This window comes from Streptomyces sp. NPDC013187 (genome assembly GCF_042899705.1).
Taxonomy (GTDB): domain Bacteria; phylum Actinomycetota; class Actinomycetes; order Streptomycetales; family Streptomycetaceae; genus Streptomyces; species Streptomyces hawaiiensis_A.
Genome location: NZ_JBIBAF010000006.1, coordinates 37,887 through 62,698, shown reverse-complemented (window position 1 = coordinate 62,698; position 24,812 = coordinate 37,887). Strand labels below are relative to the sequence as shown.

The window sequence follows — 24,812 nt, the reverse complement described above, 5'->3', positions numbered from 1 at the left end:
GGGCTGATCGCGCAGTTCCCCGCGCCCCTGATTCAGGCGTCACCCCCACCCCTGTGAGACTGTGCTCCATGAGTGAGTCCACCGCCCCGCCCAAGACCGTTCTTCTCCGCCGTGGAGAGGTCCACAGCCCCGCCGACCCCTTCGCCACCGCGATGGTCGTGGAGCGGGGACAGATCGCCTGGGTGGGGTCCGAAGGAGCCGCCGACGCCTTCGCGGACGGGGCCGACGAGGTCGTCGATCTCGATGGGGCGCTGGTCACTCCGGCGTTCACGGACGCGCATGTGCACACCACCGCCACGGGGCTCGCCCTCACCGGGCTCGACCTGTCCGGCGCCCCCTCCCTCGAAGCCGCCCTGGCCCTCGTACGGGACTTCGCCGCCGCCCGCCCGGACGACCGGGTGCTGCTCGGGCACGGGTGGGACGCCGCCCGCTGGCCCGGAGGCCGGCCCCCGACGCGCGCCGAACTCGACGAGGCCACCGGGCACCGGCCCCTCTACCTCAGCCGGATCGACGTCCACTCGGCCGTCGTCACCACGGCCCTGCTCGACCTGGTCCCCGATGCCACCCGGGTGGACGGACCGCTCACCGCCGACGCCCATCACGCCGTACGCGCCGCCGCGTTCGCCGCCGTCACGCCGCAGCAGCGCGCCGACGCCCAGCGCGCCGCGCTCGCGCACGCCGTCTCGCTCGGGATCGGCACGCTCCACGAGTGCGCCGGACCGGAGATCTCCTCCGAGGACGACTTCACCGGCCTGCTGCGCCTCGCGGGCGAGGAGCCAGGGCCGCGGGTCGTCGGCTACTGGGCCGAGCAGGACGTCGCCAAGGCGCGGGAGCTGGGTGCGGCCGGCGCCGCGGGGGACCTCTTCGTCGACGGCGCCCTGGGCTCGCACACGGCCTGTCTGCACCAGCCGTACGCCGACGCCGCTCACACCGGCATCGCCTACCTGGACGCCGACGCGGTCGCGGCGCACGTCGTGGCCTGCACCGAGGCGGGCCTGCAGGCCGGTTTCCACGCCATCGGCGACGCGGCCGTGGACGCCGTGGTGGAAGGGGTGCGCGCCGCCGCCGAGAAGCTCGGGCTCGGCCGGGTCCGGGCCGCCCGGCACCGCGTCGAGCACGCCGAGATGCTCACCCCGGAGAGTGTCGCCGCCTTCGCCGAACTCGGCCTCACGGCATCCGTGCAGCCCGCGTTCGACGCCCTGTGGGGCGGCGAGGAGGGCATGTACGCGCAGCGGCTGGGCGCAGAGCGGGCCCGCGGCCTGAACCCCTTCGCGGCCCTGCTGCGCGCCGGTGTCCCGCTCGCCTTCGGCTCCGACAGCCCGGTGACCCCGCTCGACCCGTGGGGCACGGTCCGGGCCGCCGCCTTCCACCGCACGCCGGAGCACCGCGTCTCCGTGCGCGCCGCGTTCACGGCGCACACGCGCGGCGGCTGGCGGGCCGTGGGACGGGACGACGCGGGCGTTCTGGTCCCGGGCGCCCCCGCCGACTACGCCGTCTGGCGCACCGGCGAACTCGTCGTCCAGGCCCCGGACGACCGCGTCGCCCGCTGGTCGACGGACCCCCGCTCCGGCACCCCCGGTCTGCCCGACCTCACTCCGGGCCACGACCTGCCGGTCTGTCTGCGCACCGTGGTGGGCGGACGCACGGTCTTCGTACGGCCGGGCGAGTGATCTACGGGGGTGGCGCGCACGAAGTCGTGCGCCGAGCCCCCGTCGCACGACCTGCGTATCCTCGGCGCTGACCAGGGCTTTGCCGCGAGATGCGCAGGTCGAGCGGCTGTTGACATACGGCCGCAGGAGGCCGGTAGGTTCGGCCGAGTCCACCACCACCGGACGCCCGACCGGGGAACGTCCGAGCACTCGCCGCGGCGTCGCCGGGTCAGGGACGGTGTGCCGCACCGGGGCACCGTCACTGGGAGCCAGGCTCAGGCCGACACAGCGCCGAGGGAACGTTCCGGCCGGTCGGGGAGGTGCGACCCGGGTGGGGCCCGCGCGCTCAGTAGACAACGGCTTTCGGTCGATCCGCAGCCAGCGGATCCCAGGTCGGCCCGAAGGGCGCCGGGCCCCCATCCGCCGCACGCGCGCACCCGGAGACGCGCTCTTACCCCCGTCTTCCGGATTCGACACCACGATTCGAACGTCCTGTCACGTCATCGCAGGCCGGGCCCACTATGGTGGACCTCTGCGTATGAACATGAAGGGGCAGCAGTGAACGACGGCGACGGAACCCTCGCGGGAGAAGCCCAGGTGAGGAAGTTCGGCCCGCTCGGCACGGCCTTGGTGATCATCCCGACCTACAACGAGGCGGAGAACATCAAGAGCATCGTCGGCCGGGTACGCGAGGCCGTCCCCGAGGCGCACGTACTCGTGGCCGACGACAACAGCCCGGACGGCACGGGCAAGCTGGCCGACGAGCTGACCGTCGAGGACGACCACGTCCACGTGCTGCACCGCAAGGGCAAGGAGGGCCTGGGTGCCGCCTACCTCGCGGGCTTCCGCTGGGGCCTGGAGCGCGGCTACGGCGTGCTGATCGAGATGGACGCCGACGGCTCCCACCAGCCCGAGGAACTGCCCCGTCTGCTCACCGCCCTCAAGAGCGCCGACCTGGTGCTGGGCTCGCGCTGGGTGCCGGGCGGCCGGGTGGTGAACTGGCCGAAGTCCCGCGAGGTGATCTCCCGGGGCGGCAGCCTCTACTCCCGGCTGGCGCTCGATCTGCCGCTGCGCGACATCACCGGCGGCTACCGCGCCTTCCGCCGCGAGACCCTGGAGGGCCTCGGCCTCGACGAGGTCGCCAGCCAGGGGTACTGCTTCCAGGTCGACCTCGCCCGCCGCGCGGTCAAGGCCGGTTACCACGTGATCGAAGTGCCCATCACGTTCGTCGAGCGCGAACTCGGCGACTCCAAGATGAGCCGCGACATCCTCGTCGAGGCGCTGTGGCGTGTCACGGCGTGGGGCGTGGGGGAGCGGGTCGGCAAGGTCACGGGTCGCGGCGGCAAGCCCTCGAAGCCGTAGCGGCAGACCGCTTCAGGGGTGGCCGCTCACAGGTACAGCTGATGGCGGCCTTATCCCGCGCTGAGCCGGGGCCAGGCACACTGGAGGCATGACGACTGGCGCTCAGACCCCGCTGTCCCCTGCCCGGCCCAAGCGCTCCCGCCTGCGTACGTTCCTGCCGCTGGGCGTCGCCGCGTGGCTCGTGCTGGAGATCTGGCTGCTCACCCTGGTCGCGGGGGCGACCAGTGGGCTGGTGGTCTTCCTCGTTCTGCTGGCGGGTCTCATTCTCGGCGCGGTCGTCATCAAGCGGGCCGGAAGGCGGGCCTTCCGCAAGCTCTCCGAGACGCTGCAACAGCAGCAGAGCGGTGTGATGCCCGAAGCGGGCCGGTCCAACAGCGAAGGCAACGGCCTGATGATGCTGGGCGGCCTGCTCCTGATGATCCCCGGTCTGGTGTCGGACGCGGTGGGGCTGCTCCTGCTGCTGCCGCCGGTCCAGAAGATCGTGAGCCGCTCGGCGGAGCGCACCTTCGAGCGCAAGCTCCGGGAAGCCGGCGCGGGCAGCCTGGGCGGTGTCTACCAGCAGGCCCGCATGCACCGGCCCGACGACAAGGTGGTCCAGGGCGAGGTCATCAGGGACGAGCCGGGCGACGCCCCGCAGCCGCCGCGCCCGCCGCTGACGCACTGAGCCTCCCCGGGGGAACGCGTAGCCGAGCGGCCGCTCCTCGGCCCGCGCCCCGGGCAGCCGTCGCGGCGTGCGGGCCCGTGCAGCCGTTGCGGCCCGCGCACCCGGGCAGCGGACATGCACAAGACCGCGGGCGCCGTACGTGAAGTACGGCGCCCGCGGTCTTGTGATGCGCTGTTGTTCGGGCCAGGCCCTGGGGGACTATGCCGACTTGCGGCTGTCACGGGGATGAACAGCGATGTTCATCGCGCCGGAACGCAACACCGCCAGGCGCTCCTCGAGGACCTCTTCGAGCTCCTCACGGGTGCGCCGCTCCATCAGCATGTCCCAATGCGTACGCGCGGGCTTGCCCTTCTTCTCTTCAGGGACATCGCCGTCCACGAGGAGTGCCTGGGCCCCACAGACCTTGCACTCCCACTCCGGCGGGATCTCCGCCTCGACCGAGAAGGGCATCTCGAACCGGTGCCCCTTCTCGCATGCGTACTCCACGGCCTGGCGCGGGGCCAGGTCGATGCCGCGGTCCGTCTCGTAGCTGGTCACCACGAGGCGCGTGCCGCGAAGAGCTCGCTCACTCATGAATCGTGCCTCCCGGGCTTGTCGCCCACAGGACAGGTGTCGCTGTCGTCGTCATCCGGTCAACGTCCGGTCGGCGGTAAAGATTCCCGTTCCGGGTCCCGTTCCGGGTCATGCGTCGCCGTCGTAGCCGCCCTTGTTGTACCCACCAGCGCCCGGTTTGTCACATCTGATAACAGATATAACCCAGCGTTTCGGCATCTTTGACGCGCAGTAACGGTACGCCTGGCAGGCCAAACGCGTACACTACAGCCCTTTCGCTCCGAGTGCTAAATCCTGTCAGGAACCGGATTCCCCGCTTCGCCGATCGCACGCCGTACCGGGACCCGGTAGAGCAGGGCGAATCCGAGAACGAAGAAGGCCACCAGCGAGATGATCGCGTCCCGGTAGCTCCCCGTCAGCTGGTAGGTCAGGCCGAACAGCAGCGGCCCGAGCCAGCTCATGCCGCGGTCGCTCATCTCGTACGCCGAGAAGTATTCGGCCTCTTTGCCCGGCGGGATCAGATGGGAGAACAGGGATCTGGACAGCGCCTGGCTGCCGCCGAGGACCAGGCCGATCCCGGCGGCCAGGGCGAAGAACCACACCGGCGCCCCGGCCGGCAGGAAGTACCCCGCCCCCAGCGTCACCGTCCAGGCGACCAATGAGCCCAGGATCGTGCGCTTGGCCCCGTACACCCGGGCCAGCCGGCCCATGGCCAGCGCGCCCGCCACCGCCAGCACCTGCACCAGCAGGACGGCGCCGATGAGCGTGGACTGCCCGAGGCCCAGTTCCTTCGAGCCGTAGATCGAGGCCTGGGAGATCACCGTCTGGATGCCGTCGTTGTAGACGAGGTACGCGAGCAGGAAGGCCAGCGTCAGCGGATGGCGTCGCATGTCGCGAACGGTCGCCGCCAGCTGCCGGAAGCCCGGGAGGGCCGCCTCGCGGCCGGCGGTCCCGCGATCGCGCAGCCGCCGCAGCGGGACGAGGGCGAACGCGCCCCACCACAGGCCGGCCGATGCCAGGCAGATGCGGACCGCCGTGCTCTCGGAGAGGCCGAAGCCTTCGTGCCCGGTGTAGAGGACCAGGTTCGCGACGAGGACCAGTGAGCCCGCCGCGTAACCGAAGGCCCAGCCGCGGGAGGACACCGCGTCCCGCTGCTCGGGCGGGGCGATCTGCGGCAGATAGGAGTTGTAGAGCATCATCGCCACCGACTGCGCGGCGTTGGCGACGACCAGCAGGGCACCGCCCAGCAGATAGCGGTCGCCGTCCAGGAAGAACATGGCCGCCGTGGCCGTGGCGCCGGTGTAGGCGGCGGCCGCGAGGAGGGGTTTCTTGCGGCCGGTGCGGTCGGCTGCGGCGCCGACCAGGGGCATCACCAGGACGGCCACGATCACCGACAGGGACACCGAGTACGCGAAGAAGGAGCCGGCGCGCACCGGGATGCCCAGGGGGTGGACGTAACCCTCGGCGTCGGCCGCCGACTCGGCGACCGAGGTCAGGTAGGGGCCGAGGAACACGGTGAGCACGCTCGTCGAGTAGACGGAGCAGGCCCAGTCGTAGAAGTACCAGCCGCGCTGTTCGCGTCTCAGCTCCGCGGCCCCGTCGGCCGGTGGTGTCCGCACGGTGTCGTCGCTCACCCGTGCCCTCCCTTCCCCGTGAACGCGCGGAAGGGAGTGACCGGGGCCTCAGACCCAGACGCCGCGGTCCTCCATGACCTTGCGCAGTGTGTCGATGTGATCGGTCATGATGCCATCCACGCCCAGGTCGAGGAGCCGGTGCATCGTCTCGGCGTCGTTGACGGTCCACACGTGCACCTGGAGCCCGCGCGCGTGGGCGGTGTGCAGGAAGCGCCGGTCCACGACCTGGATGCCGGACTGGATCTCGGGAACCTGCGCGGCCACCGCCGAGCGGCGCACCGCCGCCGGCAGCCCCCAGGAGCGCAGCCGCAGGTTGAGCACGCCCCGGGTGCCGTACGACGTGGCCAGGCGCGGGCCGGCCAGCCGCTGGGCGCGCACCACCCGCGCATCGGAGAAGGAGCCGAGACACACCCGGTCCCAGGAGTTCGTCCGCCCGACCAGGTCGAGGAAGGGCAGCAGGGCGCCCTCCGCCTTGACGTCCACGTTCCAGCGCACGTCGGGGAAGGTCTCCAGGAGCTCTTCGAAGAGGGGGAGCGGCTCCTCGCCCGCCACACGGGCCTGCCGTACCTCGTGCCACGGCAGGTCGGCGATCCGGCCCCCGCCGTCCGTCACCCGGTCCAGCGTCGCGTCGTGGAAGGCGACGAGCTTGCCGTCCAGAGTGGTGTGGACATCGGTCTCGATGTACCGGTAACCCGCCTCGACGGCGCGCCGGAACTGCCGCACGGTGTTCTCCAGGCCGTCCGCGGCCCCGCCCCGGTGGGCGAAGGCGATCGGACCGGGATGGTCGAGGTAGGGATGGCGTATCCGCGGGGTCACGAACGCAGTATCGCTCCCCGGGGTTGACCGGTGGCAACGGCCGTGCTGCCGCCGGATGCCGGGGGGACGGCGAACACGCGCAGGAACATCTGGGCGAGCGGGCCGATCGCCAGGGCGTACAGGAGGGTGCCGACGCCGACGGTGCCGCCCAGGGCGAAGCCGGTCGCCACGACCGCGAGCTCCAAGCCCGTGCGGACGAGGCGGATCGAGACGCCCGTGAGCTGGTGCAGTCCGGTCATGAGGCCGTCGCGCGGTCCCGGTCCGAAGCGGGCCGCGATGTACAGGCCGGTCGCCGCGCCGTTCAGGACGATCCCCACCACCATCAGGGCGATTCGGGGCGCCGGCCCGTGCGCGTCGGGCGCCAGCGCCAGCGTCGCGTCCATCGCCATGCCGATGACCAGCACGTTGGAGACCGTGCCCAGGCCAGGCCGCTGCCGCAGCGGGATCCACGCGAGCAGCACCGCCGCGCCCACCAGGGTCAGCACGACACCGATCGACAGACCGGTCCGCTCGGCGAGACCCTGGTGCAGCACGTTCCACGGCTCCAGCCCGAGCCCCGAGCGGACGAGCAGCGCCGAACTCGCGCCGTACAGCGCGAGACCCGCGTAGAGCTGGACGAGCCGACGGGCGAGGCGCCCTTGCATGGCCATGATGTGCCCCCAGTGGTGGTGGTGGACTGCTGCATGACACCATGTGGCTTGGATGGAGAGGCCATCCATGGCCAATCCGGGGAAGGTGGACTGATTTCGATGGCGGAATGGACCTCGGCCGTGGGTGCGGCACAGCTCGCCCGGCTCCTCAGCTCCCAGCAGGACCGCCCGTTGGGCCCGGGCACGCGCCGGCCGCCGGCCTATCGCGCGCTCGCCGACGGCATCCGCCTGCTGGTGCTCGAGGGACGCGTCGCGGTGGCGGCCAGGCTGCCCGCCGAACGCGAACTCGCCCTCTCCCTGTCCGTCAGCCGCACGACGGTCGCCGCCGCGTACGAGGCGTTGCGCAGCGAGGGGTTCCTGGAGTCCCGGCGCGGTGCGGGGAGCTGGACCGCCGTCCCGGCCGGGAACCCGCTGCCCGCGCGCGGTCTCGAGCCCCTGCCGCCGGAGGCCCTGGGCTCCCTCATCGACCTCGGCTGCGCCGCACTCCCCGCTCCCGAACCCTGGCTCACGCGGGCCGTTCAGGGCGCCCTGGAGGAACTGCCGCCCTACGCGCACACGCACGGCGACTACCCCGCCGGACTGCCCGCGCTGCGGGCGATGATCGCCGAGCGCTACACCGCCCGCGGGATCCCGACCATGCCCGAGCAGATCATGGTGACGACCGGCGCGATGGGCGCGATCGACGCCATCTGCCATCTGTTCGCCGGGCGGGGCGAGCGCGTCGCCGTCGAGTCGCCCTCGTACGCCAACATCCTCCAGCTGATGCGGGAGGCCGGGGCACGGCTCGTGCCCGTCGCCATGGCCGAGGGCCTCACCGGGTGGGACATGGACCGCTGGCGGCAGGTCCTGCGGGACGCCGCCCCGCGCCTCGCCTACGTCGTCGCCGACTTCCACAACCCGACCGGCGCGCTCGCGGACGAGGACCAGCGCAGGCGGCTGGTGGACGCGGCGCGGTCCGCCGGAACGGTGCTGATCGCCGACGAGACGATGAGCGAGCTGTGGCTCGACCCGGAGGTGCGGATGCCGCGGCCGGTGTGCGCGTTCGACCCGGCCGGCTCCACCGTGATCACGGTGGGGTCGGCGAGCAAGGCCTTCTGGGCCGGGATGCGGATCGGATGGGTTCGGGCGGCCCCGGACGTGATCCGCAGTCTGGTCGCCGCTCGTGCGTACGCCGATCTCGGCACGCCGGTGCTGGAGCAGCTGGCGGTGAACTGGCTCTTCGGGACCCGGGGCTGGGAGCAGGCCGTGGAGGTGCGGCGGGAGCAGGCCCGGGCGAACCGGGACGAGCTGGTGGCAGCGGTGCGGCGGGAGCTGCCCGCGTGGGAGTTCGAAGTGCCTCGGGGCGGGCTGACGCTCTGGGTGCGGACCGGGGGCCTGTCCGGGTCGCGGCTGGCCGAGGCGGGGGAGCGCGTGGGAGTGCGGGTGCCGTCCGGGCCGCGGTTCGGGGTGGACGGGGCGTTCGAGGGGTATGTGCGGCTGCCGTTCACCGTGGGCGGCGCGGTGGCCGAGGAGGCGGCCGTGCGGCTGGCCGCGGCGGCGGGTCTGGTGGAGAGCGGTGCGGTGGGCAGCGCGGAGCCGCCCCGTACGTTCGTGGCGTAGGACGGGCCGGGCGGGCCGGGTGGATCGGGTGGATCGGCCTGGGCTGCTGGGGGCCGCGCACCCCAGCGGCACGCAGTCCGCGGCTACGTCTCCCTGGTCAGGACCGGTACCGGGGCCGGCAGGGGTTCCTTGGTCAGGACCGGTACCGGGGCCGGCAGGGGTTCCTTGGTCAGGACCGGTACCGGGTCCGGCAGGGGTTCCTTGGTGGGGACCGGTACCGGGTCCAGGGGCTCCTTCGCCGGGGCCTGCCCCGCCTCCTGCGACTGTGCTTCCGCCGGCGCCGGCTCCGGTTCTCCCTCCGTCGGCACCGGTTCCGGCGCTCCTTCCGACGGGTCCTGCTCCGGGATCGTCTCCCCGTCCGCCGGGGCCGTGCGCGGCGGCAGGAGGGCCAGGACCGCCTCGCAGAGGGCATCGGGCGTGGCGTCGTCGTAGGGGTTCGGCGTGGCCGGGACCTGGAGGCGGTGAACCGGGCCCGTGCCCAGGCGGGCGTATCCGCGGCCCGGCGGGAGCTCGTCGATCAACGTGGTGTGCGGGGGCGTGCCCAGGACCGACTCGAGCTGGTCCGCCGTGGCCGGACCCAGGACCACACGGGCGCGGGTGTGCCGGCGTACCGGATCGCTCAGGGCGTCCACGCAGTCCAGCTGGTCGGCCACGACCACCGTCACGTTCGCCGGGCGGCCGTGCCGGAGGGGGACCTGGAGGAGGGACTGCGGGTCCTTGCGGCCGTCGGCAGCGGCCAGGTGGGTGAAAGCCGTCGGCCGGTCCAGGAGGATCCACAGCGGGCGCTTGGTGTCGTCGGGCGGCGGATCGCCCGCCTGGTGGGCGCGGTTGGCGGCGATGAGGCGGCGCTCGGTCTCGGTCGCGGCCCACTCCAGACCGGCCGTGACCCCGGCGAGCCCCGCCTCGACGGCCAGGACGCCGTCCCGGCCGGTCAGGCAGGCGTACTCGCCGGTGCCGCCGCCGTCGACGATCACCACGTCGCCGTGGCGCAGGGCCTGCAGGGCGATGGACCGCAGCAGGGTGGAGGTGCCGCTGCCCGGCTGGCCGAGAGCGAGCAGGTGCGGCTCGGTGGAGCGCAGGCCCGTGCGCCAGACGACCGGCGGTACGTCCCGCTGTCGCTCCCCGTAGGTGACGGGGAGCGTGCGCTGGACCCGGGTGGGGTCGGTGAAACCCAGGACCGTCTCGCCCGGGGTGGTGACGAAACGCTGGGCGGCGATGTCGACGGGCAGCGGCAGGAGCACGCCGACCGTCAACTGGTTGCCCTCCTCGTCCCACGTGAAGTGGTATTCGCGGCCCCGGCCCGACTTGGCCGCGAGGAGGTGCTCGATCCGGGCGCGGGCCTCGGGCTCGCCGTCGGTGAAGTACGCCGGGTAGCGGACCACCAGCTGCGAGATCCGGCCGCCGCCGTCGAAGGCGTAGGTGGGGAAGGCCTTGTCCCACGCGCCGCCGTGGGAGTACAGCGGCTCGGGGTCCTCGGCGGCGGAGAAGTACGGCACGAGCGCCTCGTACAGCGCCCTCAGCCGCTGGGTCTGCGACTCGTCGGGCCCGTCCGACGCCGCCGTGGAGCGCTCCCTGCCCTGCCAGGCCGCCGCCGCCATCAGGGTGATGGCGGCGAGCAGCGGTCCGTACGGCACCAGCGCCACGACCAGGATGACGGAGGCCACCAGGAACAGCAGCGCCCCCCGTCGCTCCTTGGGGGTCTCGGCCCATCTGCGTCGCCCGGCCGCTGCCAGCCGGCGCAGACCCCGCGTGATCGTGATCAGCGGGTGGAGGACGTCGGTGGCACTGTCGGCGGCCGTCCGGGCCAGCTCCCGGCTACGGGCGAGCTGCGCGCTGCCGTTGCTCAGAATGCGGGGGAGGGGGCGCCGGGCCACTTCTGCCTCCAGAGAGTGCGTACGGGCGGGGTGCGCACGGGCGGGGTGCGTACGGGGGTGGGGGCGTCAGAACTTGATTCCGCCGAGGAGGCTCGCCAGGCTCTCGCCGCCTGCCTTGATGCTCGGGGCGATGGCGGTGCTCGCCAGGTAGAAGCCGAACAGCATGGCGACCACCGCATGCGACGCCTTCAGCCCGTCCTTGCGGAAGAAGATGAAGACGACGATGCCGAGCAGGACCACGCCTGAGATGGAGAGGATCATTTGAGATCTCCTGGTTCGCGGGGACAGTCACCATGAGTACTTCCAGGCTCACAGCTTGTATCCATACGATAAAAGGTGCAACTGGGTGAAATTCGTACGATTTCCCCTGCGCGGTGGAGTGGTCCCGGGTCCGGCGCGGCCGGATTGTTGCGCTTGTCCGGGTCTGTGCTGATCTTTACCTCGAGCACATCGGGTCATGTGCGGTGCCAGCCAGTACCCTGGCGATTCACTCGTACGGCTGCGCCCTCGCAGGCGTACGCACCGGAGGCGATGCGTGATGGAGAGGCGGTCCGCCCGATGACCGAAGTCCCCGACCCCGAGGTCGTGGAGCTGGCGACCAAGGTCTTCGATCTGGCCCGGCGGGGACAGACCGAGCCGCTCGTGGCCTATGTAGACGCGGGTGTTCCGGCCAACCTCACCAATGACCGCGGCGACTCGCTCGTGATGCTCGCCGCCTACCACGGCCACTCCGAGGCGGTGCGCGCCCTGCTCGACCGTGGCGCCGAGGTCGACCGCGTGAACGACCGAGGCCAGACCCCGCTCGCCGGTGCCGTCTTCAAGGGCGAAACGGACGTGATCAAGGCCCTCCTGGAGGGCGGAGCCGACCCGTCCGCCGGCACGCCCTCGGCGGTCGACACCGCCCGGATGTTCGGCCGGACGGAATTGCTCGAACTGTTCGGCGAGCACTGAGCCGACCGTTCTGACCTGGAACGACAACGAAAACGGGGGAGGCGGTAAAGGGCCGCCGAAATTTCGGTCGCGGCAGACGGAAGTGCCGAGTCATCATGACGACGTGGTTCACGGACGTGATGGTTGGGCAGGTTTTGCCGCACCGCGCGGGCCGTGACGCGGTCCGCAAGGGCCACCGACGAGAGGCAGAGGCAGATGGTCTACAGCAAGCAGGAAACGGCGGGCGCTCCGACGTGTTGTCACGCGGCCAGGTAGTACACGTCCCCGGTTGCGTCGACGCTTGATGTGAGGCTGTTTCCCATGTTCGATCCGGTCATAGCGCCCAGCGGTACGCTGCTCGGCCTGCTCCAGCGGGGCCGCGGCGACGGCACGCTGCACGCGCTCACCGCCCCGCGCCCCGAGGCGCTGGCGGCGTTGAACCACTGTGTGCTGCGCGATCCCCGCCACGACTGGCAGGTGGAGAACCGCTCCCTCTACTACGCCCGCCTCTACCTCGACCTGAACGGCGAGCTGGACGAGGTCGAGGCCCATCTCTTCGGCGCCGAGGACGTCCTCGACAGCGACGAGTCACGTACCGGGCTCGCCCTGGCCGTCCTCGGGCACCTCGCCTCCTACGGCAGGCGGGACGCGCTCGAACTGCTGCGCAGGTACGCCGCCCACGGCTCCAACTGGGCCTGGGCCCTCGACGAGCTGGCCCTCAGGGACGACGACGCGGGCCTGCGCGCCCTCGCCGCTCCCGTCCTCGCCCGGTTCCCGGCCGATGCGGAGGGCGATGCCGAGCTGGCCGCCACCGTGCGGGACGCCTTCGAACCCCGGCCCTGGCGGCTGTGGGCCGAGGATCCGCGCGAATCCGTCGCCACCCGTGTGCGTGCCGCTCACGAGACGGGCTGTTTCGACCGCTGGCAGCGGCAGATGCGCCCCTCCGGCCCCCGCCCGGGCTGGAGCGTGCAGGCCGTCTTCGAATGGGCCCAGCAGGGCATCGAGCGAGGAGCCGCCCTCCATGTGCCGGCCGCCCGCTGTCTCACCGCCGTGGCCGGGCCCGAGGACCGGGCCGAGATCGTTCAGGCGGCGAAGGACGGCACCGACGGAGCGCGGTGCACGGCTCTGCGGTACCTCGCCGACGGCAACGACCCCGAGGCCCTCGAGCTGATCGAGGGCGCCGTGGCCACCGGCTCGACGCTCGTCGTCGACGCGGCCGTGGACGCCTTCGAGCGGATGCGCTCGCTGGCCGCCGTGGACCGGGCGCGCGGCTGGGCCCGGCGCCCGGACGTGCTGGGCGCCGCCGCCGGGCGGATCCTCGCCTGCCGGGGCGGGGCCCAGGACCGCGATCTGGTCCTCGCGGCGCTACGCGAGGCCGTCCGGGGTGAAGGCCCCGACGCGCCGACCCTGTGGACCCTCGTGGACGGCACCGGACGGCTGGGCATCGCCTGCGCCGCACCCGTACTGCGTCATGTCTACCGCGAGACGGCCTCCTCCCATCTGCGTGGCCGGGCCGCCCGGGCCCTCGCCGCCACCGACCCCTCCTTCGCCACCGGCTTCGCCGTCGAGTGCCTGTGGGACTGCGAGGAGACCACCCGGGAGATCGCCGCCCGGCACGCCGAGACCGGAGACACCCGCGTCGTCGAGCGACTGCGCCGGCTCGCCTCCGACCCGGCCGAGGAGGCCGAGGTGCAGACGGCCGTACGCAGCAGGATCGGTCCCGAGGAGACCGCCGTGTGACCCTGGGGTGATCGCTGAGGCCCCCTCCCCGACGGGATGCCAGGGCGGATTCGCGCCTCCCGGGTGAACAGGGGGTGTCCCGCGGATCAGGAGGGCATGGACGCCGCCTGACCTGCGCGGGTGCGCCTCAGAACGCTCATGGGACGTTCCTCGTCCGGAAAGATCCACGTTGACGCGCCCACGTCCGGTGCGGCGACAACACCGGTATGCGTGTCGTCATCGTGACCGAATCCTTTCCCCCCGATGTGAACGGCGTGGCCCACTGCGCGCTCCAGACCGCCCGGCACCTCGTCGATCGCGGTCACGCCCCCGTCGTCGTCGCCCCGGCCCCCGCACCGGGGAACAAGCCCGACGCCTCCGCGCCGTGCCCCGTCGTCCACGTCCCCTCCCTCCCGCTCCCCGGCTACCCCCAGGTCCGCGTCGCCCTCCCCAGCCGCCGCCTGGCCGCCACCCTCGTCGAGCACCGTGCCGATGTGGTCCACCTCGCCAGCCCCTTCGTCCTCGGCGTGCGTGGCATGGCCGCCGCCGCGCGCCTCGGCATCCCCGCCGTCGCCGTCTACCAGACCGACCTGGCCGGTTACGCCCGTACGTACATGGGCGCCGGGGAAGCCGCCGCCTGGCGGCGCATCCGCGCCGTGCACGGCGCCGCCGACCTCACCCTCGCGCCGTCCAGCGCGGCCCTGCGTGACCTGGAGACCCACGGGGTGCCCCGGGTCCGGTTGTGGCCGCGCGGTGTGGACACCGAGCGGTTCCGGCCCGGCCGGCGCGACGCTGCCCTGCGCCGCGCACTCGCCCCGAACGGTGAGCTGATCGTCGGCTATGTCGGCAGACTCGCCCCCGAGAAGCAGGTCGAACTCCTCGCCGGTGCCTGCGGCCTGGAGGGCGTCCGGGTCGTGATCGTCGGCGACGGCCCCAGCCGGCCCGGCCTGGAGCAGGCGCTGCCCGGCGCCGTCTTCCTCGGCCGGCGCACCGGTGACGACCTCGCCCGGGTCTTCGCCTCGTTCGACGTCTTCGCGCACACGGGCCCCTTCGAGACCTTCTGCCAGACGGTCCAGGAGGCCATGGCCAGCGGCCTGCCCGTGGTGGCGCCCGCGGCGGGCGGTCCGCTCGACCTCGTCGCGCACGGGCGCACCGGGCTGCTCGTGCCGCCCCACGACGCTGCCGCCGTACGCGACGCGGTGCGGTCCCTGGCCGCCGACGCCGGGCTGCGGGCCGGCTACGGCGCCGCCGGGCGCGCCACCGTCGAGGGCCGCACCTGGGCGGCCGTGGGCGACCGGCTGATCGGGCACTACACGCAGGTCCTCGCCGGACGCCGGACGGCGGTGGCGGCATGAGCGACTTCCGTCCCGGCAGCGGCCGCCAGGCGCTGCGGATCGTCCGGCTCGCCAACTTCGTCGCCCCCTCGTCCGGCGGGCTGCGCACCGCGCTGCGCGAACTCGGCAAGGGCTTCAAGGCGGCGGGGCACGAACCCGTCCTCGTGATCCCCGGCGAGCGGATGAGCGACCGCGAGACCGAGCAGGGCAGGGTGATCACCCTGCCCGGGCCGCTCCTGCCCGGCACCGGCGGCTACCGCGTCCTCGCCGACAAGCGCCGGGTGGCCCGGCTCCTGGAGGAGCTCGCACCGGACCGGCTGGAGGTGTCCGACCGCACGACCCTGAGGTGGACCGGCAGGTGGGCGCGGCGCGCCAGGGTCCCTGCCGTGATGGTCTCCCACGAGACGGCCGACGGGGTACTGCGCACCTGGGGCCTGCCCGAGGGAGCCGCCCGGCGCGCCGCCGACGCTCTCAACGTCCGCACGGCCCACACCTACGCGCGCGTGGTGTGCACCACCGAGTTCGCCGAGCGGGAGTTCGTGCGGATCGGGGCCCGCAACGTCGTCCGGGCACCGCTCGGCGTCGACCTGGTGCAGCGGCACCCGGCGCTGCGTGATCCGGAGACACGGGCCCGGCACGCGAGCGAGGACGAGACGCTGCTCGTGATGTGTTCGCGGCTGTCCGTGGAGAAGCGGCCCGGCACGGCGCTGGACGCCCTGCGGGCGCTGCGGCGGCGCGGGCGCCGGGCCGTGCTGGTGGTGGCCGGGGACGGCCCGCTGCGCACGCGGCTCGAACAGCGGGCGCGCGAGAGCGGCCTGCCGGTCGCCTTCCTCGGGCACGTCTCCGACCGCCGGCTGCTCGGCGCGCTCCAGGCGTCCGCCGACGTGGCGCTGGCACCGGGGCCCGCCGAGACCTTCGGGCTCGCCGCCCTGGAGGCCATGGCCTGCGGTACGCCCGTGGTGGCGAGTGCCTCGTCCGCCCTGTCGGAGGTGATCGGTTCCGCCGGTGCCGTCGCGGCGGACCACGGGGAGGCCTTCGCGGACGCCGTGGACCTGCTGCTGGAACGCCTGGAGGCGGACCGCCGCGAGGCGGCACGCGCGCGTGCGGAGTGCTTCGGGTGGGACGCGGCGGTCGACGCGTTTCTCGCCGCGCACGACGCGGCCGTCCCGGTGCGTCCCACCCGGCCGTTCGCGCCCCGGGGCGTGGCATGAGACCCCCGCGGCCCGGGGGCCCCCGGAAGTTCGTGGCCCTCGGCGACTCGCTCACCGAGGGCGTGGGGGATCCCGTCGGTGACGGGGAGTGGCGTGGCTGGGCCGCGCTGCTCGCGGACGGGCTCGCCGGGGAGCGGGCCGGGTTCATCAACCTCGCGGTGAGCGGGTCACAGACGCGGGACGTCCTGGAGCGGCAGTTGCCGGCCGCGCTGGAGCTGCGGCCCGACCTGGTGTCCGTCGTCGTCGGCGTCAACGACACCCTGCGCTGCACCTTCGACATCGGGGCCGTGGCCGCGCGGCTCGACCGGGTGTACGCGGCCTGCCGCGAGCAGGGCGCGGTCCTGCTCACCGCCTGCCTGCCCGACCCGGGCACCATGCTGGGCCTGCCCTCGGCTCTCGCCCACCCGCTGGCCCGGCGGCAACGGGCCGTGAACACGGTGGTGCACGCCCTGTCCCAGCGGTACGAGGCGCTGCACCTGCACGCGTGCGAAGGCGACTGGGTCACCGACCGTGCCCTGTGGAGCGCGGACCGGCTGCACCCCGGTGAACGCGGGCACCGGCAACTCGCCCTGCGCTTCCACACGCTGCTCGCCGAGCACGGCCTCGCGACGGGGCCCGCGCCCTCGGCCGAGCCCGAGTTCCCCCATCCGACCAGGTCGGCGAGCCTGTGGTGGCTGGCCACGGCCGGCACCGGCTGGGTGGCCCGCCGGTGCACCGACCTGCTGCCCCAGCTGCTGACCCTGGCCGCCGACGAACTCCGGCACCGGGCCCGGGGCACGAGCGCCCGGCTCGACCTGAGGGCCTCGGCCGCGGTGTCCGCCGCACTCGCGGGCCTGTCGGCGGCCCCGGCCGGTCGGCCGTGACGGTCCGGGCGGTTCAGCGGCGGCGTAGGGCCACTCCAGCGTGACCGGTCCGGGTGGTTCAGCGGCGCGTAGGGCCACTTCAGCTGTGCCGGGTCCGGGCGGTTCAGCGGCGGCGTACGGCGACGAAGCGGACCGGCGTGCCGGGAACCGCCTGGGCGGCGGCCGGGAGGTCAGCCGTGCGGACCACGGCGATCACCGGGTAGCCCCCGGTGGTCGGATGGTCGGCCAGGAACACCACCGGTCTGCCGTCCGGCGGGACCTGCACGGCGCCCAGCACCATCCCCTCGCTGGGCAGCTCGCCCGGCCGGGCCCGCTCCAGGGCGGGTCCCTCCGTGCGCAGCCCGATGCGGTTGCTCGCGGAGGACACCCTGAAGGCGCTGGAGACGAAGGCACGGACGGCCTGCGGCGTGAACCAGCCGTCGCGCGGGCCGAGCGTCACCCGCAGCACCAGCTCGGCCGGGGGCGCCGGCTGCGGGACGACGTCCACGCGCGCGTGAACGCCCCCCGGCCGGCCCAGGGGCAGCACCGTCCCGTCCGCGAGCGGGGGCGGGCCGAGCCCCGACAGCAGGTCCGTCGACCGGCTGCCGAGCACCGGCTCGACCGGGATGCCCCCGGAGACCCCAACGTAGGCGCGAAGGCCCGACACGGCGGGGCCGACGTCCAGCAGCGCCCCGGCGGGCACGCGCACCGGCGCGCCCCAGGCGACGGGCCGTCCGTCCACCGTGACCCGGCAGGGCGCGCCCGTGACCGCCACGGTGACGGGCGAACGGGGGCGTACGGCACAGCCGTCGAGGGTCGTCTCCAGCACGGCCGTCTCCGGCGCATTGCCGACGAGCCGGTTGGCCAGGTCGGCCGCCGGCCGGTCCAGCGCCCCGGAGCGGGGGACGCCGAGATGGGCGTGCCCGGGGCGGCCCCCGTCCTGCACGGTGGTGAGGGCCCCGGCCCGGACGACGGCGAGTGCGCGGTCCGTCATGACCCCGCCTCGGGGACGAACCGCACGCGCGTGCCCGGCGACAGCAGCGCGGCCGGCACGCGCGCGTGGTCCCACAGCACGGCGTCCGTGGTGCCGATGAGCTGCCAGCCGCCCGGCGACGAGCGCGGGTACACGCCCGTGTACGGGCCCGCCAGGGCGACCGACCCGGCCGGGACGGCCGTGCGCGGAGTGGCCCGGCGCGGGACGTCGTAGCGCGGTGGCAGCCCGGTGAGGTAGCCGAAGCCGGGTGCGAAGCCGCAGAAGGCGACCCGGAACTCGGTGGCCGCGTGGATACGGGCCACCTCCGGCACCGCGACGCCCCAGTGCGCGGCGACGTCGGCCAGGTCCGGGCCGTCGTAACGCACCGGGATCTCGACGGCCGCGTGGCCCCGCGGGGGAGCGGGCGGCAGCTCGGCGGCCGTAAGTTCGGCGGCCAGCCGTGCGGGGGCGTCGAGACCGTCCAGCAGGACCGTACGGGCCGCGGGCACGATCTCGCGGGCCGAGAGCGAGCCCTCCGCGCGTCGTCGCAGCAACTCGGCGTGCAGCGCCTCGGCCTCCTCGCCCGAGGACACCTCGACGAGCAGGGCGTCGTCGCCGACCGGCAGGACTTTCATGCGAAGGCCTCCACCCGGACGCCCGAGGCCTCCAGCCGTTCCCGCACCCGGCGCGCCAGCTCCACCGCGCCCGGGGTGTCGCCGTGCAGGCACAGGGACCGCGCGCTCACCTCGACGCGCCTGCCCGCGCGGGAGACGACCCCGCCGGAGAGGGCCAGGCCCAGTGAGCGTTCCACCACGGCGTCCGGCTCGGTGATCACGGCGCCTTCCAGGGTCCGCGGCACCAGGGTGCCCTCGTCGGTGTACGCCCGGTCCGCGAACGCCTCGGTGACGACCGGCAGCCCGGACTTCCCGGCCAGCTCCAGCAGGCGTGAGCCGGGCAGTCCGAGGACGGGCAGGGCGGCGTCCGCGAGGAGGACGCCGTCGATGACCGCGGCGGCCTGTTCCTCGTCGCGCACCACCCGGTTGTACAGCGCGCCGTGCGGTTTGACGTAGGAGACGCGGGAACCGGCCGCCCGGGCGAAGACCTCCAGGGCGCCGATCTGGTAGGCGACCTCGGCCGCCAGTTCGGCGGGCGGCACGTCCATCGCGCGCCGCCCGAATCCGGCCAGGTCCCGGTAGGACACCTGGGCGCCGATCCGCACCCCGCGCTCGGCCGCCAGCTCGCACACCCGGCGCATGGTGACGGCGTCCCCGGCGTGGAAGCCGCAGGCCACGTTGGCGCTGGTGACGACGGACAGCAGCCGCTCGTCGTCGGTGAGCCGCCAGCGGCCGAAGCCCTCACCGAGGTCGGCGTTCAGGTCGATGCAGGCCATGAATCCAGTGTCTCCTGTCAGGCCACGCGGTACTGCTCGTCGCGGGCGTCGGTGAGGAACATCTGCCCCGGGGCGTGTGTGAGGGCGAACGGCGGCCGCGAAGCCGTCATGGCCGCCTGCGGGGTCACCCCGCAGGCCCAGAAGACCGGGATGTCGTCCGGCTCGGCGTCCACCGGGTCCCCGAAGTCGGGGCGGCCCAGGTCGGCGATGCCGAGCCCGGAGGGATCGCCGCAGTGCACGGGGCTGCCGTGCACCGCCGGCATGAGACTGCTCTCCCGGATCGCCGCCGCCAGCTGCCGGGGCGGCACCGGCCGCATCGACACCACCAGCGGCCCGTGCAGCCGCCCCGCCGGACGGCACCGCCGGCTCGTCACGTACATCGGGACGTTGCGGCCCTGCTCGACGTGGCGGATCGGCACGCCGGCCTCTCCCAGCGCCCACTCGAAGGTGAAGCTGCACCCGATGAGGAACGACACGAGGTCGTCACGCCAGTACGCGCGCACGTCCGTCGGTTCGTCCACCAGCTCGCCGTCCCGCCACACCCGGTAGCGCGGCAGGTCGGTGCGCAGGTCCGCGCCATCGGCCAGCACGGTCGTCCAGGAGCCGGCGTCCGTGACGTCGAGAACCGGGCAGGGCTTGGGGTTGCGCTGGCAGAACAGCAGCATGTCGTAGGCCCAGTCGGCGGGCACCGAGATCAGGTTGACCTGGGTGTGGCCTGCCGCGACCCCCGCCGTGGGGCCCGTGAGGCCCTCCCGGAAGCGGGCCCGGGCCGCTGCGGGACTCCACGCGCGCGCGTGCTCGTCCACGAGGAGCAGGGGCCGGTCCTCGGTGCTCGTGCTGTTCATGCGAGCTCCTTCCCGCGCGTCTCGGGCAGCCCGAGCAGCGCCAGCGCCGCGATGCCGTAGCCGATCGCGCCGAAGACCAGCGCGCCGCCGACGCCCCAGCTGTCGGCCAGGAACCCGACCGTCGTCGGGAACACGGCACCCACCGCGCGGCCGGTGTTGTACGTGAAGCCCTGCCCCGTCCCGCGCACCGCCGTCGGGTACAGCTCGCTCAGATAGGAGCCGAAGCCGCTGAAGATCGCCGACATGCAGAACCCGAGCGGGAAACCGAGCACCAGGAGCAGGGTGTTGGCGCCGCTCGGGATGTTCGCGTACGCCAGGATGCAGAGCGCCGAGAGCAGGGCGAAGAGCCAGATGTTGCGCCGCCGGCCCAGCTTGTCGGTGAGGTAGCCGCCGGTCAGATAGCCGATGAAGGCGCCCGAGATGAGGAACGTCAGATAGCCGCCGGTGCCGACGACCGACAGGTCGCGCTCGGACTTCAGATACGTCGGCACCCAGGTGGCCAGCGTGTAGTAGCCGCCCTGGACACCGGTCGACAGCAGTCCGGCGAAGATCGTGACCCGCAGCAGGCCGGGCTTGAAGATGGCAGTGAACGATCCCTTCTCCGCGCTCTGTTCACGCGCCGCGGCCGCCTCGGGGGCGTCGTGCACACTGCGCCGCAGCCAGATGACGAGCAGCGCGGGCAGCGCCCCGGTCCAGAACATGATGCGCCAGGCGAGGTCGTCGCCGGCCAGCGAGAAGATGACGGTGTAGGCGATCACGGCCATGCCCCAGCCCACCGCCCAGGAGCTCTGGATCGCGCCGAGCGTCCGGCCCCGGTGCTTGGCGCTCGCGTACTCGGCGACCAGGATCGCGCCGACCGCCCACTCGCCGCCGAATCCGAGGCCCTGGAGCGCGCGGAAGACCAGCAGCGTCTCGTAGTTGGGCGCGAAGCCGCAGGCGACGGTGAACACCGCGTAGGTGATCACCGTGACCATCAGCGCCTTCACCCGGCCGACGCGGTCCGCGAGCACGCCCGCGAGGGCGCCGCCGACCGCGGAGACCACCAGGGTGACCGTGGTGAAGAGACCGGTCTGGCCGCTGTTCAGGCCGAAGTAGGCGGACAGCGCGACCATGCTGAGCGGCAGCGTGAAGTAGTCGTACGAGTCCAGCGCATAGCCGCCGAAGGCACCGGCGAACGCCCGGCGGCCCCGCGGGCCCAGGGCGCGCAGCCAGCCGAACGCCGCGTCGTCCGAGGTGCGTTCGGTCGTCGCGGGGCTTGTGTCGTCGGTCAGGGCCTGCGGTGGAGGGGTCGAGCTCATGGGCACCTCGCAGAGGGAGGACGGAGGGTGCTTCGGGGTGAGCCGTGCCGTACGGAGGCGATCGGCGCCGCGATGAGGGAAGCGACGCTGTGCGTAGCACCGTAGAGGATTGTTCAACGATCCCTCAATACCCATGTTGGTTCTTCTTGGGATCTGCGATTGAATTCCGGCATGGCAGAGCAGCTGAAGGACCTCGCCGACGACCGGGCCCTCCTGGGGCGCACCAGCACCGCGGAACGGGTCTCGGACATCCTCAGGAGCCGGATCGCCGAGGGGTACTTCCCGCCCGGCACCCGCCTGTCGGAGGACAGCATCGGCGGCGCGCTCGGCGTCTCCCGCAACACCCTGCGCGAGGCGTTCCGGCTGCTCACGCACGAGCGCCTGCTCGTCCACGAGCTGAACCGGGGGGTCTTCGTCCGGGTCCTGACCGTCGAGGACGTCGAGGACATCTACCGCACCCGGAGGCTCGTCGAGTGCGCCGTCGTCCGTGGCCTCGGCGAGCCGCCCTACGGCCTGGACGGGCTCGCCGGGGCGGTCGCGGAGGGACGGGCGGCGGCCCGGGAAGGTGACTGGAAGGCAGTGGGTACGGCCAACATCCACTTCCACCGGGAACTGGTCGCCCTCGCCGCGAGCGAGCGCACCGCCGAGCTGATGCGGAGCGTCTTCGCCGAACTGCGGCTGGCCTTCCACGTGGTGGACGAGCCGCAGCGGTTGCACGAGCCTTACATCGCACGAAATGTCGCTATTCTCGAGGCTCTTCAGGGCGGGGACCGCGAGAAGGCCGAGACTCTGCTCGCGGGATACCTGGACGACTCGCTGGAGCGCGTGGTCGAGGTGTACCGGCGGCGGGTCGGGGAGGACGGCTGAGGGCCGCCCGCGGCTGCCCGGCCCGGAGGGCGTACCGCGTCGTTTGGGTGGTTGTCAGACCCAGGACCTAGTCTGTGCACCGTGACTTCGCCTGCATCGACGGACAGCGTTCCGCCCCAGCTCAGCGCGGGGCCGCGCCCCGCCCCGGGGCCGGCCGCCGACGAGGGCCTGGCGCGGCGCCTGCGCGCGCTCGCCTGCACCGCGCCGCTGCACGACCTGGACGCGCGCAAGGCCAACCTGGCCGGCGAGTACTCGGTGTACGGCATGGCGGAGGTCGCCCTCGCGGCCATCGACCTGGTCACCCTGAACATGGACTTCGACACGGGCGCGGACCACGACCAGATCGTCGCCCGCCTCATCCCGCGCATCGCCGCCCAGGCCGCACAGCGCCCCGCCGCCGAGCACGAGCGGGTGGCCCGCTGGGTCCTGGAGAACCTGATCAACGTCGGCAGCGTCGACCGTGGATTCCGGGCCGTGTACGGCACGTTCGGTGCGGACGGCACCTATGTGCGCCGCGACTACGACTTCAAGCTGATCGAGGAGGTCCCCGGCCCCGGCGGCACGGTCTACCTCCGCACGACGGACGAGGCGGTCAACGTCCTGGTCGGCGCCCTCGACACGGACGTCACCAGCGCGCAGATCGCCGCCGAGGTCAAGCTGGAGATCCTGATCAGCCGCGGCCGGCTCGCCGACGCCCAGCTCGCCGCCGAACAGGCCCGCTACCGGACCGTGCAGTACTCCGAGACCCTGCGCCGCGCCCTCGACGCGACCCGGCGCAACGTGCGCGCGGTGGACTGGCTCTCCGCGGTGCCCGACATGATCGCCGAGGCCCTGGAGCACGTCGCCGACCGCTACCGCCACGAGAACGCGATCCTCACCAACATCCGCAAGGCCCGTGACGAGTCCGAGGACCCCGAGCACAAGCGCCGCACCGCCGAGCTCGTCGACATCGTCAAGGACTGCATCCGCCGCCACACACAGCTCCAGTCCCGGCTGCTGGAGGCCGGACCGCTGTTCCGTGCCGAACAGGACCGGCAGGCCTTCGCCACACCCCTGACGACGTCGGGCATCGACCTCTACGGGCATCTCGTCTCGCCCGTGCTGCCGCTGCCGCTGGAGCAGGCCGTCCGCGTCACCGACGCCTTCTTCGGCCGCGGTACCGGGCTGCGCACGCCCGTGTCCGTCCGGGTCGGGGACCTGGTCGACATACTGCTGACGCCGCCGGTGGAGCGCGAGCACCTGGGTGCGGAGATGCCCGAGCCGGACCTGATCGCCACGCCGGACGACAGCCGGTTCAGCGAGGAACAGCTGGCGGCGGCGCAGGAGCTGCTCGACCTGCCCGCGGACGCGCCGCGCCGGTTGTCGGGGCTGCTCGCCGAGGCCCGGCGGCAGGATCCCGAGCTGCCCTACCTGGTGGCCCTGCTGGCGGTGCACGCCGCCAGCCCGCCGGTCGGCACGGCCTATCGCCAGGGCGAGCAGAAGCTGCTGTTCGCCGTGGACGACGGAACCGAGCTCGACGACCCGGAGTTCGGGGGGGCGGACCTGATCGTCGGCACCGCGCTGCTGGACGCGGCGGGGATGGCGGCGGACCGGACGGAGGCCGCGTGACGCTTCCCCCGGTGGCCGGCCGCGGCGCCGTCGTGGCCGGTCGCGCAGTTCCCCGCGCCCCCGAGGGCGTGGCCCGCACTCTCGTCTACAAGGTCAAGGAGTTCACGTCGTGAGCGAGCACGTCGAGTGGGGCGACGCGGAGAGCCCGGCCCCGGCGGCCACCGCCGCCGTCACTCCCGCCGACGCCGCCGACGCGGCTCGGCTCGTGTCGTTCGGCCTTCAGCCCAAGCTGCAGCCCGCCCGCGACCAGGAGTACGCGGATCTGCTGCGGCGCTACCGCGAGGACCCGCCCTTCGCGCGCCTCGCGGACGCCGTGGCGACCGGGCTCGGGCTGATCGTGCTGGAGGTCTCCCCGCGCGCGGGCATGGCCGTGACCGCCGCCGAGGACTCGGTGTTCGCCGTCCGCATGGGCGACTACGCGCGTCGTACGTCCGCCGACGGCGGCGACCGGTTCCTGCACGGGCTCGCCCATCTCGCCGTCGCCGCGATGGCGTTCCCGCGCCCCGAAGACCTCGCCGACGACGGCTACATCGGCCGGATCACGGTCAACGGCGTCGACGCCTTCGTCCGCCAGGCCTGCCGCCGGCTGGAGGAGCGCGCCGAGCAGCAGGGCGAGAACACCGACCCGGCGACCGACGCGCCCGGCCTGGAGGCCGCCTGGCGCATCTGGGTACGGCGCAGTGCGACCGGCGCCACCAAGGACGCCCGCCGCCTGGCCGGTTCGACCACCGGCATCGTCGCCAAGGCCGCCGCGTTCCTCACCGAATCCGGCTTCCTGCAGCGCACCGGCGACGACCACGGCGGCACGTACCGCACGACCGCGCGCTACCAGCTCCAGGTCCGCGACATGGCCGGCAGCGCCGCCATGGCCGAGCTGCTGGACCTGGGCGTCGTCCCGGTCACCGACGGCACGCCGACACTGCTGCCCGCCGAGGAGAGCGACGACCTGGAGCTGGTCGCCGACGCCGGGCTGCCGTTCCACTCCTCCTGAACTC

23 protein-coding genes are annotated in these 24,812 nt (G+C 73.4%); 12 read left to right on the top strand and 11 right to left on the bottom strand.

The annotated features are described in order from the left end of the window. The first annotated feature begins 68 nt into the window (after nucleotides 1-68). The 3 genes from ACFY5B_RS13730 to fxsA all read left to right on the top strand — a co-directional run bounded on the left by ACFY5B_RS13730 (nucleotide 69) and on the right by fxsA (nucleotide 3,675). The gene (locus tag ACFY5B_RS13730; protein WP_389968597.1) at nucleotides 69-1,670 is read left to right on the top strand and encodes an amidohydrolase; all 1,602 of its coding nucleotides are present in this window, start codon (nucleotides 69-71) and stop codon (nucleotides 1,668-1,670) included. A gap of 537 nt (nucleotides 1,671-2,207) precedes the next feature. Continuing rightward, entirely contained in the window at nucleotides 2,208-3,011 is an 804-nt protein-coding gene (locus tag ACFY5B_RS13725) for a polyprenol monophosphomannose synthase (RefSeq protein ID WP_389968595.1), read from the top strand. An 88-nt stretch (nucleotides 3,012-3,099) separates the two neighbouring features. Beyond that, nucleotides 3,100-3,675: an FxsA family membrane protein gene (gene fxsA, locus ACFY5B_RS13720; protein ID WP_389968593.1), complete on the top strand. Its 576-nt coding sequence runs from the start codon at nucleotides 3,100-3,102 to the stop codon at nucleotides 3,673-3,675. A 198-nt stretch (nucleotides 3,676-3,873) separates the two neighbouring features. On the opposite strand, the gene ACFY5B_RS13715 is transcribed toward fxsA, so the two are convergent. The 4 genes from ACFY5B_RS13715 to ACFY5B_RS13700 all read right to left on the bottom strand — a co-directional run bounded on the left by ACFY5B_RS13715 (nucleotide 3,874) and on the right by ACFY5B_RS13700 (nucleotide 7,327). After that, nucleotides 3,874-4,248: an RNA polymerase-binding protein RbpA gene (locus ACFY5B_RS13715; RefSeq protein ID WP_030247095.1), complete on the bottom strand. Its 375-nt coding sequence runs from the start codon at nucleotides 4,246-4,248 to the stop codon at nucleotides 3,874-3,876. 266 nt (nucleotides 4,249-4,514) lie between these two features. Beyond that, entirely contained in the window at nucleotides 4,515-5,861 is a 1,347-nt protein-coding gene (locus ACFY5B_RS13710; protein ID WP_389968591.1) for an MFS transporter, read from the bottom strand. Between the two features lie 48 nt (nucleotides 5,862-5,909). After that, the gene (locus ACFY5B_RS13705) at nucleotides 5,910-6,677 is read right to left on the bottom strand and encodes a glycerophosphodiester phosphodiesterase (RefSeq protein WP_361876180.1); all 768 of its coding nucleotides are present in this window, start codon (nucleotides 6,675-6,677) and stop codon (nucleotides 5,910-5,912) included. Next, the gene (locus ACFY5B_RS13700; protein WP_389968589.1) at nucleotides 6,674-7,327 is read right to left on the bottom strand and encodes a YitT family protein; all 654 of its coding nucleotides are present in this window, start codon (nucleotides 7,325-7,327) and stop codon (nucleotides 6,674-6,676) included. The genes ACFY5B_RS13705 and ACFY5B_RS13700 overlap by 4 nt, the downstream gene beginning before the upstream one ends. Nucleotides 7,328-7,426: 99 nt before the next feature. Here ACFY5B_RS13700 and ACFY5B_RS13695 point away from each other — a divergent pair, with 99 nt between their 5' ends. After that, nucleotides 7,427-8,926, top strand: coding sequence for a PLP-dependent aminotransferase family protein (locus ACFY5B_RS13695; RefSeq protein ID WP_389968587.1), 1,500 nt, complete (start codon nucleotides 7,427-7,429; stop codon nucleotides 8,924-8,926). Between the two features lie 83 nt (nucleotides 8,927-9,009). Here the strand turns inward: ACFY5B_RS13695 and ACFY5B_RS13690 are convergent, their stop codons facing one another. Together ACFY5B_RS13690 and ACFY5B_RS13685 are read right to left on the bottom strand one after the other, a co-directional pair. Next, nucleotides 9,010-10,800 carry a hypothetical protein gene (locus ACFY5B_RS13690; RefSeq protein ID WP_389968585.1) on the bottom strand — a complete coding sequence of 597 codons (1,791 nt, stop codon included), beginning with the start codon at nucleotides 10,798-10,800 and terminating at the stop codon, nucleotides 9,010-9,012. A 66-nt stretch (nucleotides 10,801-10,866) separates the two neighbouring features. Then, nucleotides 10,867-11,061 carry a hypothetical protein gene (locus tag ACFY5B_RS13685; protein WP_030843336.1) on the bottom strand — a complete coding sequence of 65 codons (195 nt, stop codon included), beginning with the start codon at nucleotides 11,059-11,061 and terminating at the stop codon, nucleotides 10,867-10,869. Between the two features lie 297 nt (nucleotides 11,062-11,358). Between ACFY5B_RS13685 and ACFY5B_RS13680 the strand changes: the two genes are divergently transcribed. From ACFY5B_RS13680 to ACFY5B_RS13660, 5 genes are all read left to right on the top strand, one after another. Next, nucleotides 11,359-11,751 (top strand): ankyrin repeat domain-containing protein, encoded by a 393-nt coding sequence (locus tag ACFY5B_RS13680; RefSeq protein ID WP_389968583.1) that lies wholly within the window; start codon nucleotides 11,359-11,361, stop codon nucleotides 11,749-11,751. Between the two features lie 300 nt (nucleotides 11,752-12,051). Next, a complete protein-coding gene (locus ACFY5B_RS13675; protein WP_389968581.1) occupies nucleotides 12,052-13,470 on the top strand; it encodes a HEAT repeat domain-containing protein in 1,419 nt (472 codons plus the stop codon). Nucleotides 13,471-13,676: 206 nt separating this feature from the next. Continuing rightward, the gene (locus ACFY5B_RS13670; protein ID WP_389968579.1) at nucleotides 13,677-14,804 is read left to right on the top strand and encodes a glycosyltransferase family 4 protein; all 1,128 of its coding nucleotides are present in this window, start codon (nucleotides 13,677-13,679) and stop codon (nucleotides 14,802-14,804) included. Next, on the top strand, nucleotides 14,801-15,994 hold the full coding sequence (locus tag ACFY5B_RS13665) for a glycosyltransferase (protein ID WP_389968577.1): 1,194 nt from the start codon (nucleotides 14,801-14,803) through the stop codon (nucleotides 15,992-15,994). The genes ACFY5B_RS13670 and ACFY5B_RS13665 overlap by 4 nt, the downstream gene beginning before the upstream one ends. Then, nucleotides 15,991-16,857, top strand: coding sequence for an SGNH/GDSL hydrolase family protein (locus tag ACFY5B_RS13660; RefSeq protein WP_389968575.1), 867 nt, complete (start codon nucleotides 15,991-15,993; stop codon nucleotides 16,855-16,857). The genes ACFY5B_RS13665 and ACFY5B_RS13660 overlap by 4 nt, the downstream gene beginning before the upstream one ends. 103 nt (nucleotides 16,858-16,960) lie before the next feature. Here the strand turns inward: ACFY5B_RS13660 and ACFY5B_RS13655 are convergent, their stop codons facing one another. Genes ACFY5B_RS13655 through ACFY5B_RS13635 form a run of 5 tightly spaced genes read right to left on the bottom strand, consistent with a single transcriptional unit; the run spans nucleotide 16,961 to nucleotide 21,342 of the window. Then, on the bottom strand, nucleotides 16,961-17,830 hold the full coding sequence (locus ACFY5B_RS13655) for a biotin-dependent carboxyltransferase family protein (RefSeq protein WP_389968573.1): 870 nt from the start codon (nucleotides 17,828-17,830) through the stop codon (nucleotides 16,961-16,963). Beyond that, complete coding sequence (locus tag ACFY5B_RS13650) at nucleotides 17,827-18,444, bottom strand: allophanate hydrolase subunit 1 (RefSeq protein WP_389968571.1); 618 nt, start codon at nucleotides 18,442-18,444, stop codon at nucleotides 17,827-17,829. Before ACFY5B_RS13650 ends, ACFY5B_RS13655 begins: the two co-directional genes overlap by 4 nt. Continuing rightward, on the bottom strand, nucleotides 18,441-19,199 hold the full coding sequence (locus ACFY5B_RS13645) for a LamB/YcsF family protein (RefSeq protein WP_389968569.1): 759 nt from the start codon (nucleotides 19,197-19,199) through the stop codon (nucleotides 18,441-18,443). Before ACFY5B_RS13645 ends, ACFY5B_RS13650 begins: the two co-directional genes overlap by 4 nt. Nucleotides 19,200-19,216: 17 nt before the next feature. Continuing rightward, nucleotides 19,217-20,044, bottom strand: coding sequence for a putative hydro-lyase (locus tag ACFY5B_RS13640; RefSeq protein ID WP_389968567.1), 828 nt, complete (start codon nucleotides 20,042-20,044; stop codon nucleotides 19,217-19,219). Then, nucleotides 20,041-21,342, bottom strand: coding sequence for an MFS transporter (locus tag ACFY5B_RS13635; RefSeq protein WP_389968565.1), 1,302 nt, complete (start codon nucleotides 21,340-21,342; stop codon nucleotides 20,041-20,043). The genes ACFY5B_RS13640 and ACFY5B_RS13635 overlap by 4 nt, the downstream gene beginning before the upstream one ends. A 171-nt stretch (nucleotides 21,343-21,513) precedes the next feature. On the opposite strand from ACFY5B_RS13635, the gene ACFY5B_RS13630 reads away from it, so the two are divergent. The 3 genes from ACFY5B_RS13630 (at nucleotide 21,514) to ACFY5B_RS13620 (ending at nucleotide 24,808) form a co-directional block, all read left to right on the top strand. Then, nucleotides 21,514-22,209: a GntR family transcriptional regulator gene (locus tag ACFY5B_RS13630; RefSeq protein ID WP_389968563.1), complete on the top strand. Its 696-nt coding sequence runs from the start codon at nucleotides 21,514-21,516 to the stop codon at nucleotides 22,207-22,209. 81 nt (nucleotides 22,210-22,290) lie between these two features. Continuing rightward, a complete protein-coding gene (locus ACFY5B_RS13625; protein WP_104778857.1) occupies nucleotides 22,291-23,817 on the top strand; it encodes a hypothetical protein in 1,527 nt (508 codons plus the stop codon). A 109-nt stretch (nucleotides 23,818-23,926) separates the two neighbouring features. Next, entirely contained in the window at nucleotides 23,927-24,808 is an 882-nt protein-coding gene (locus ACFY5B_RS13620) for a hypothetical protein (RefSeq protein WP_389968561.1), read from the top strand. Nucleotides 24,809-24,812: the final 4 nt, after the last annotated feature.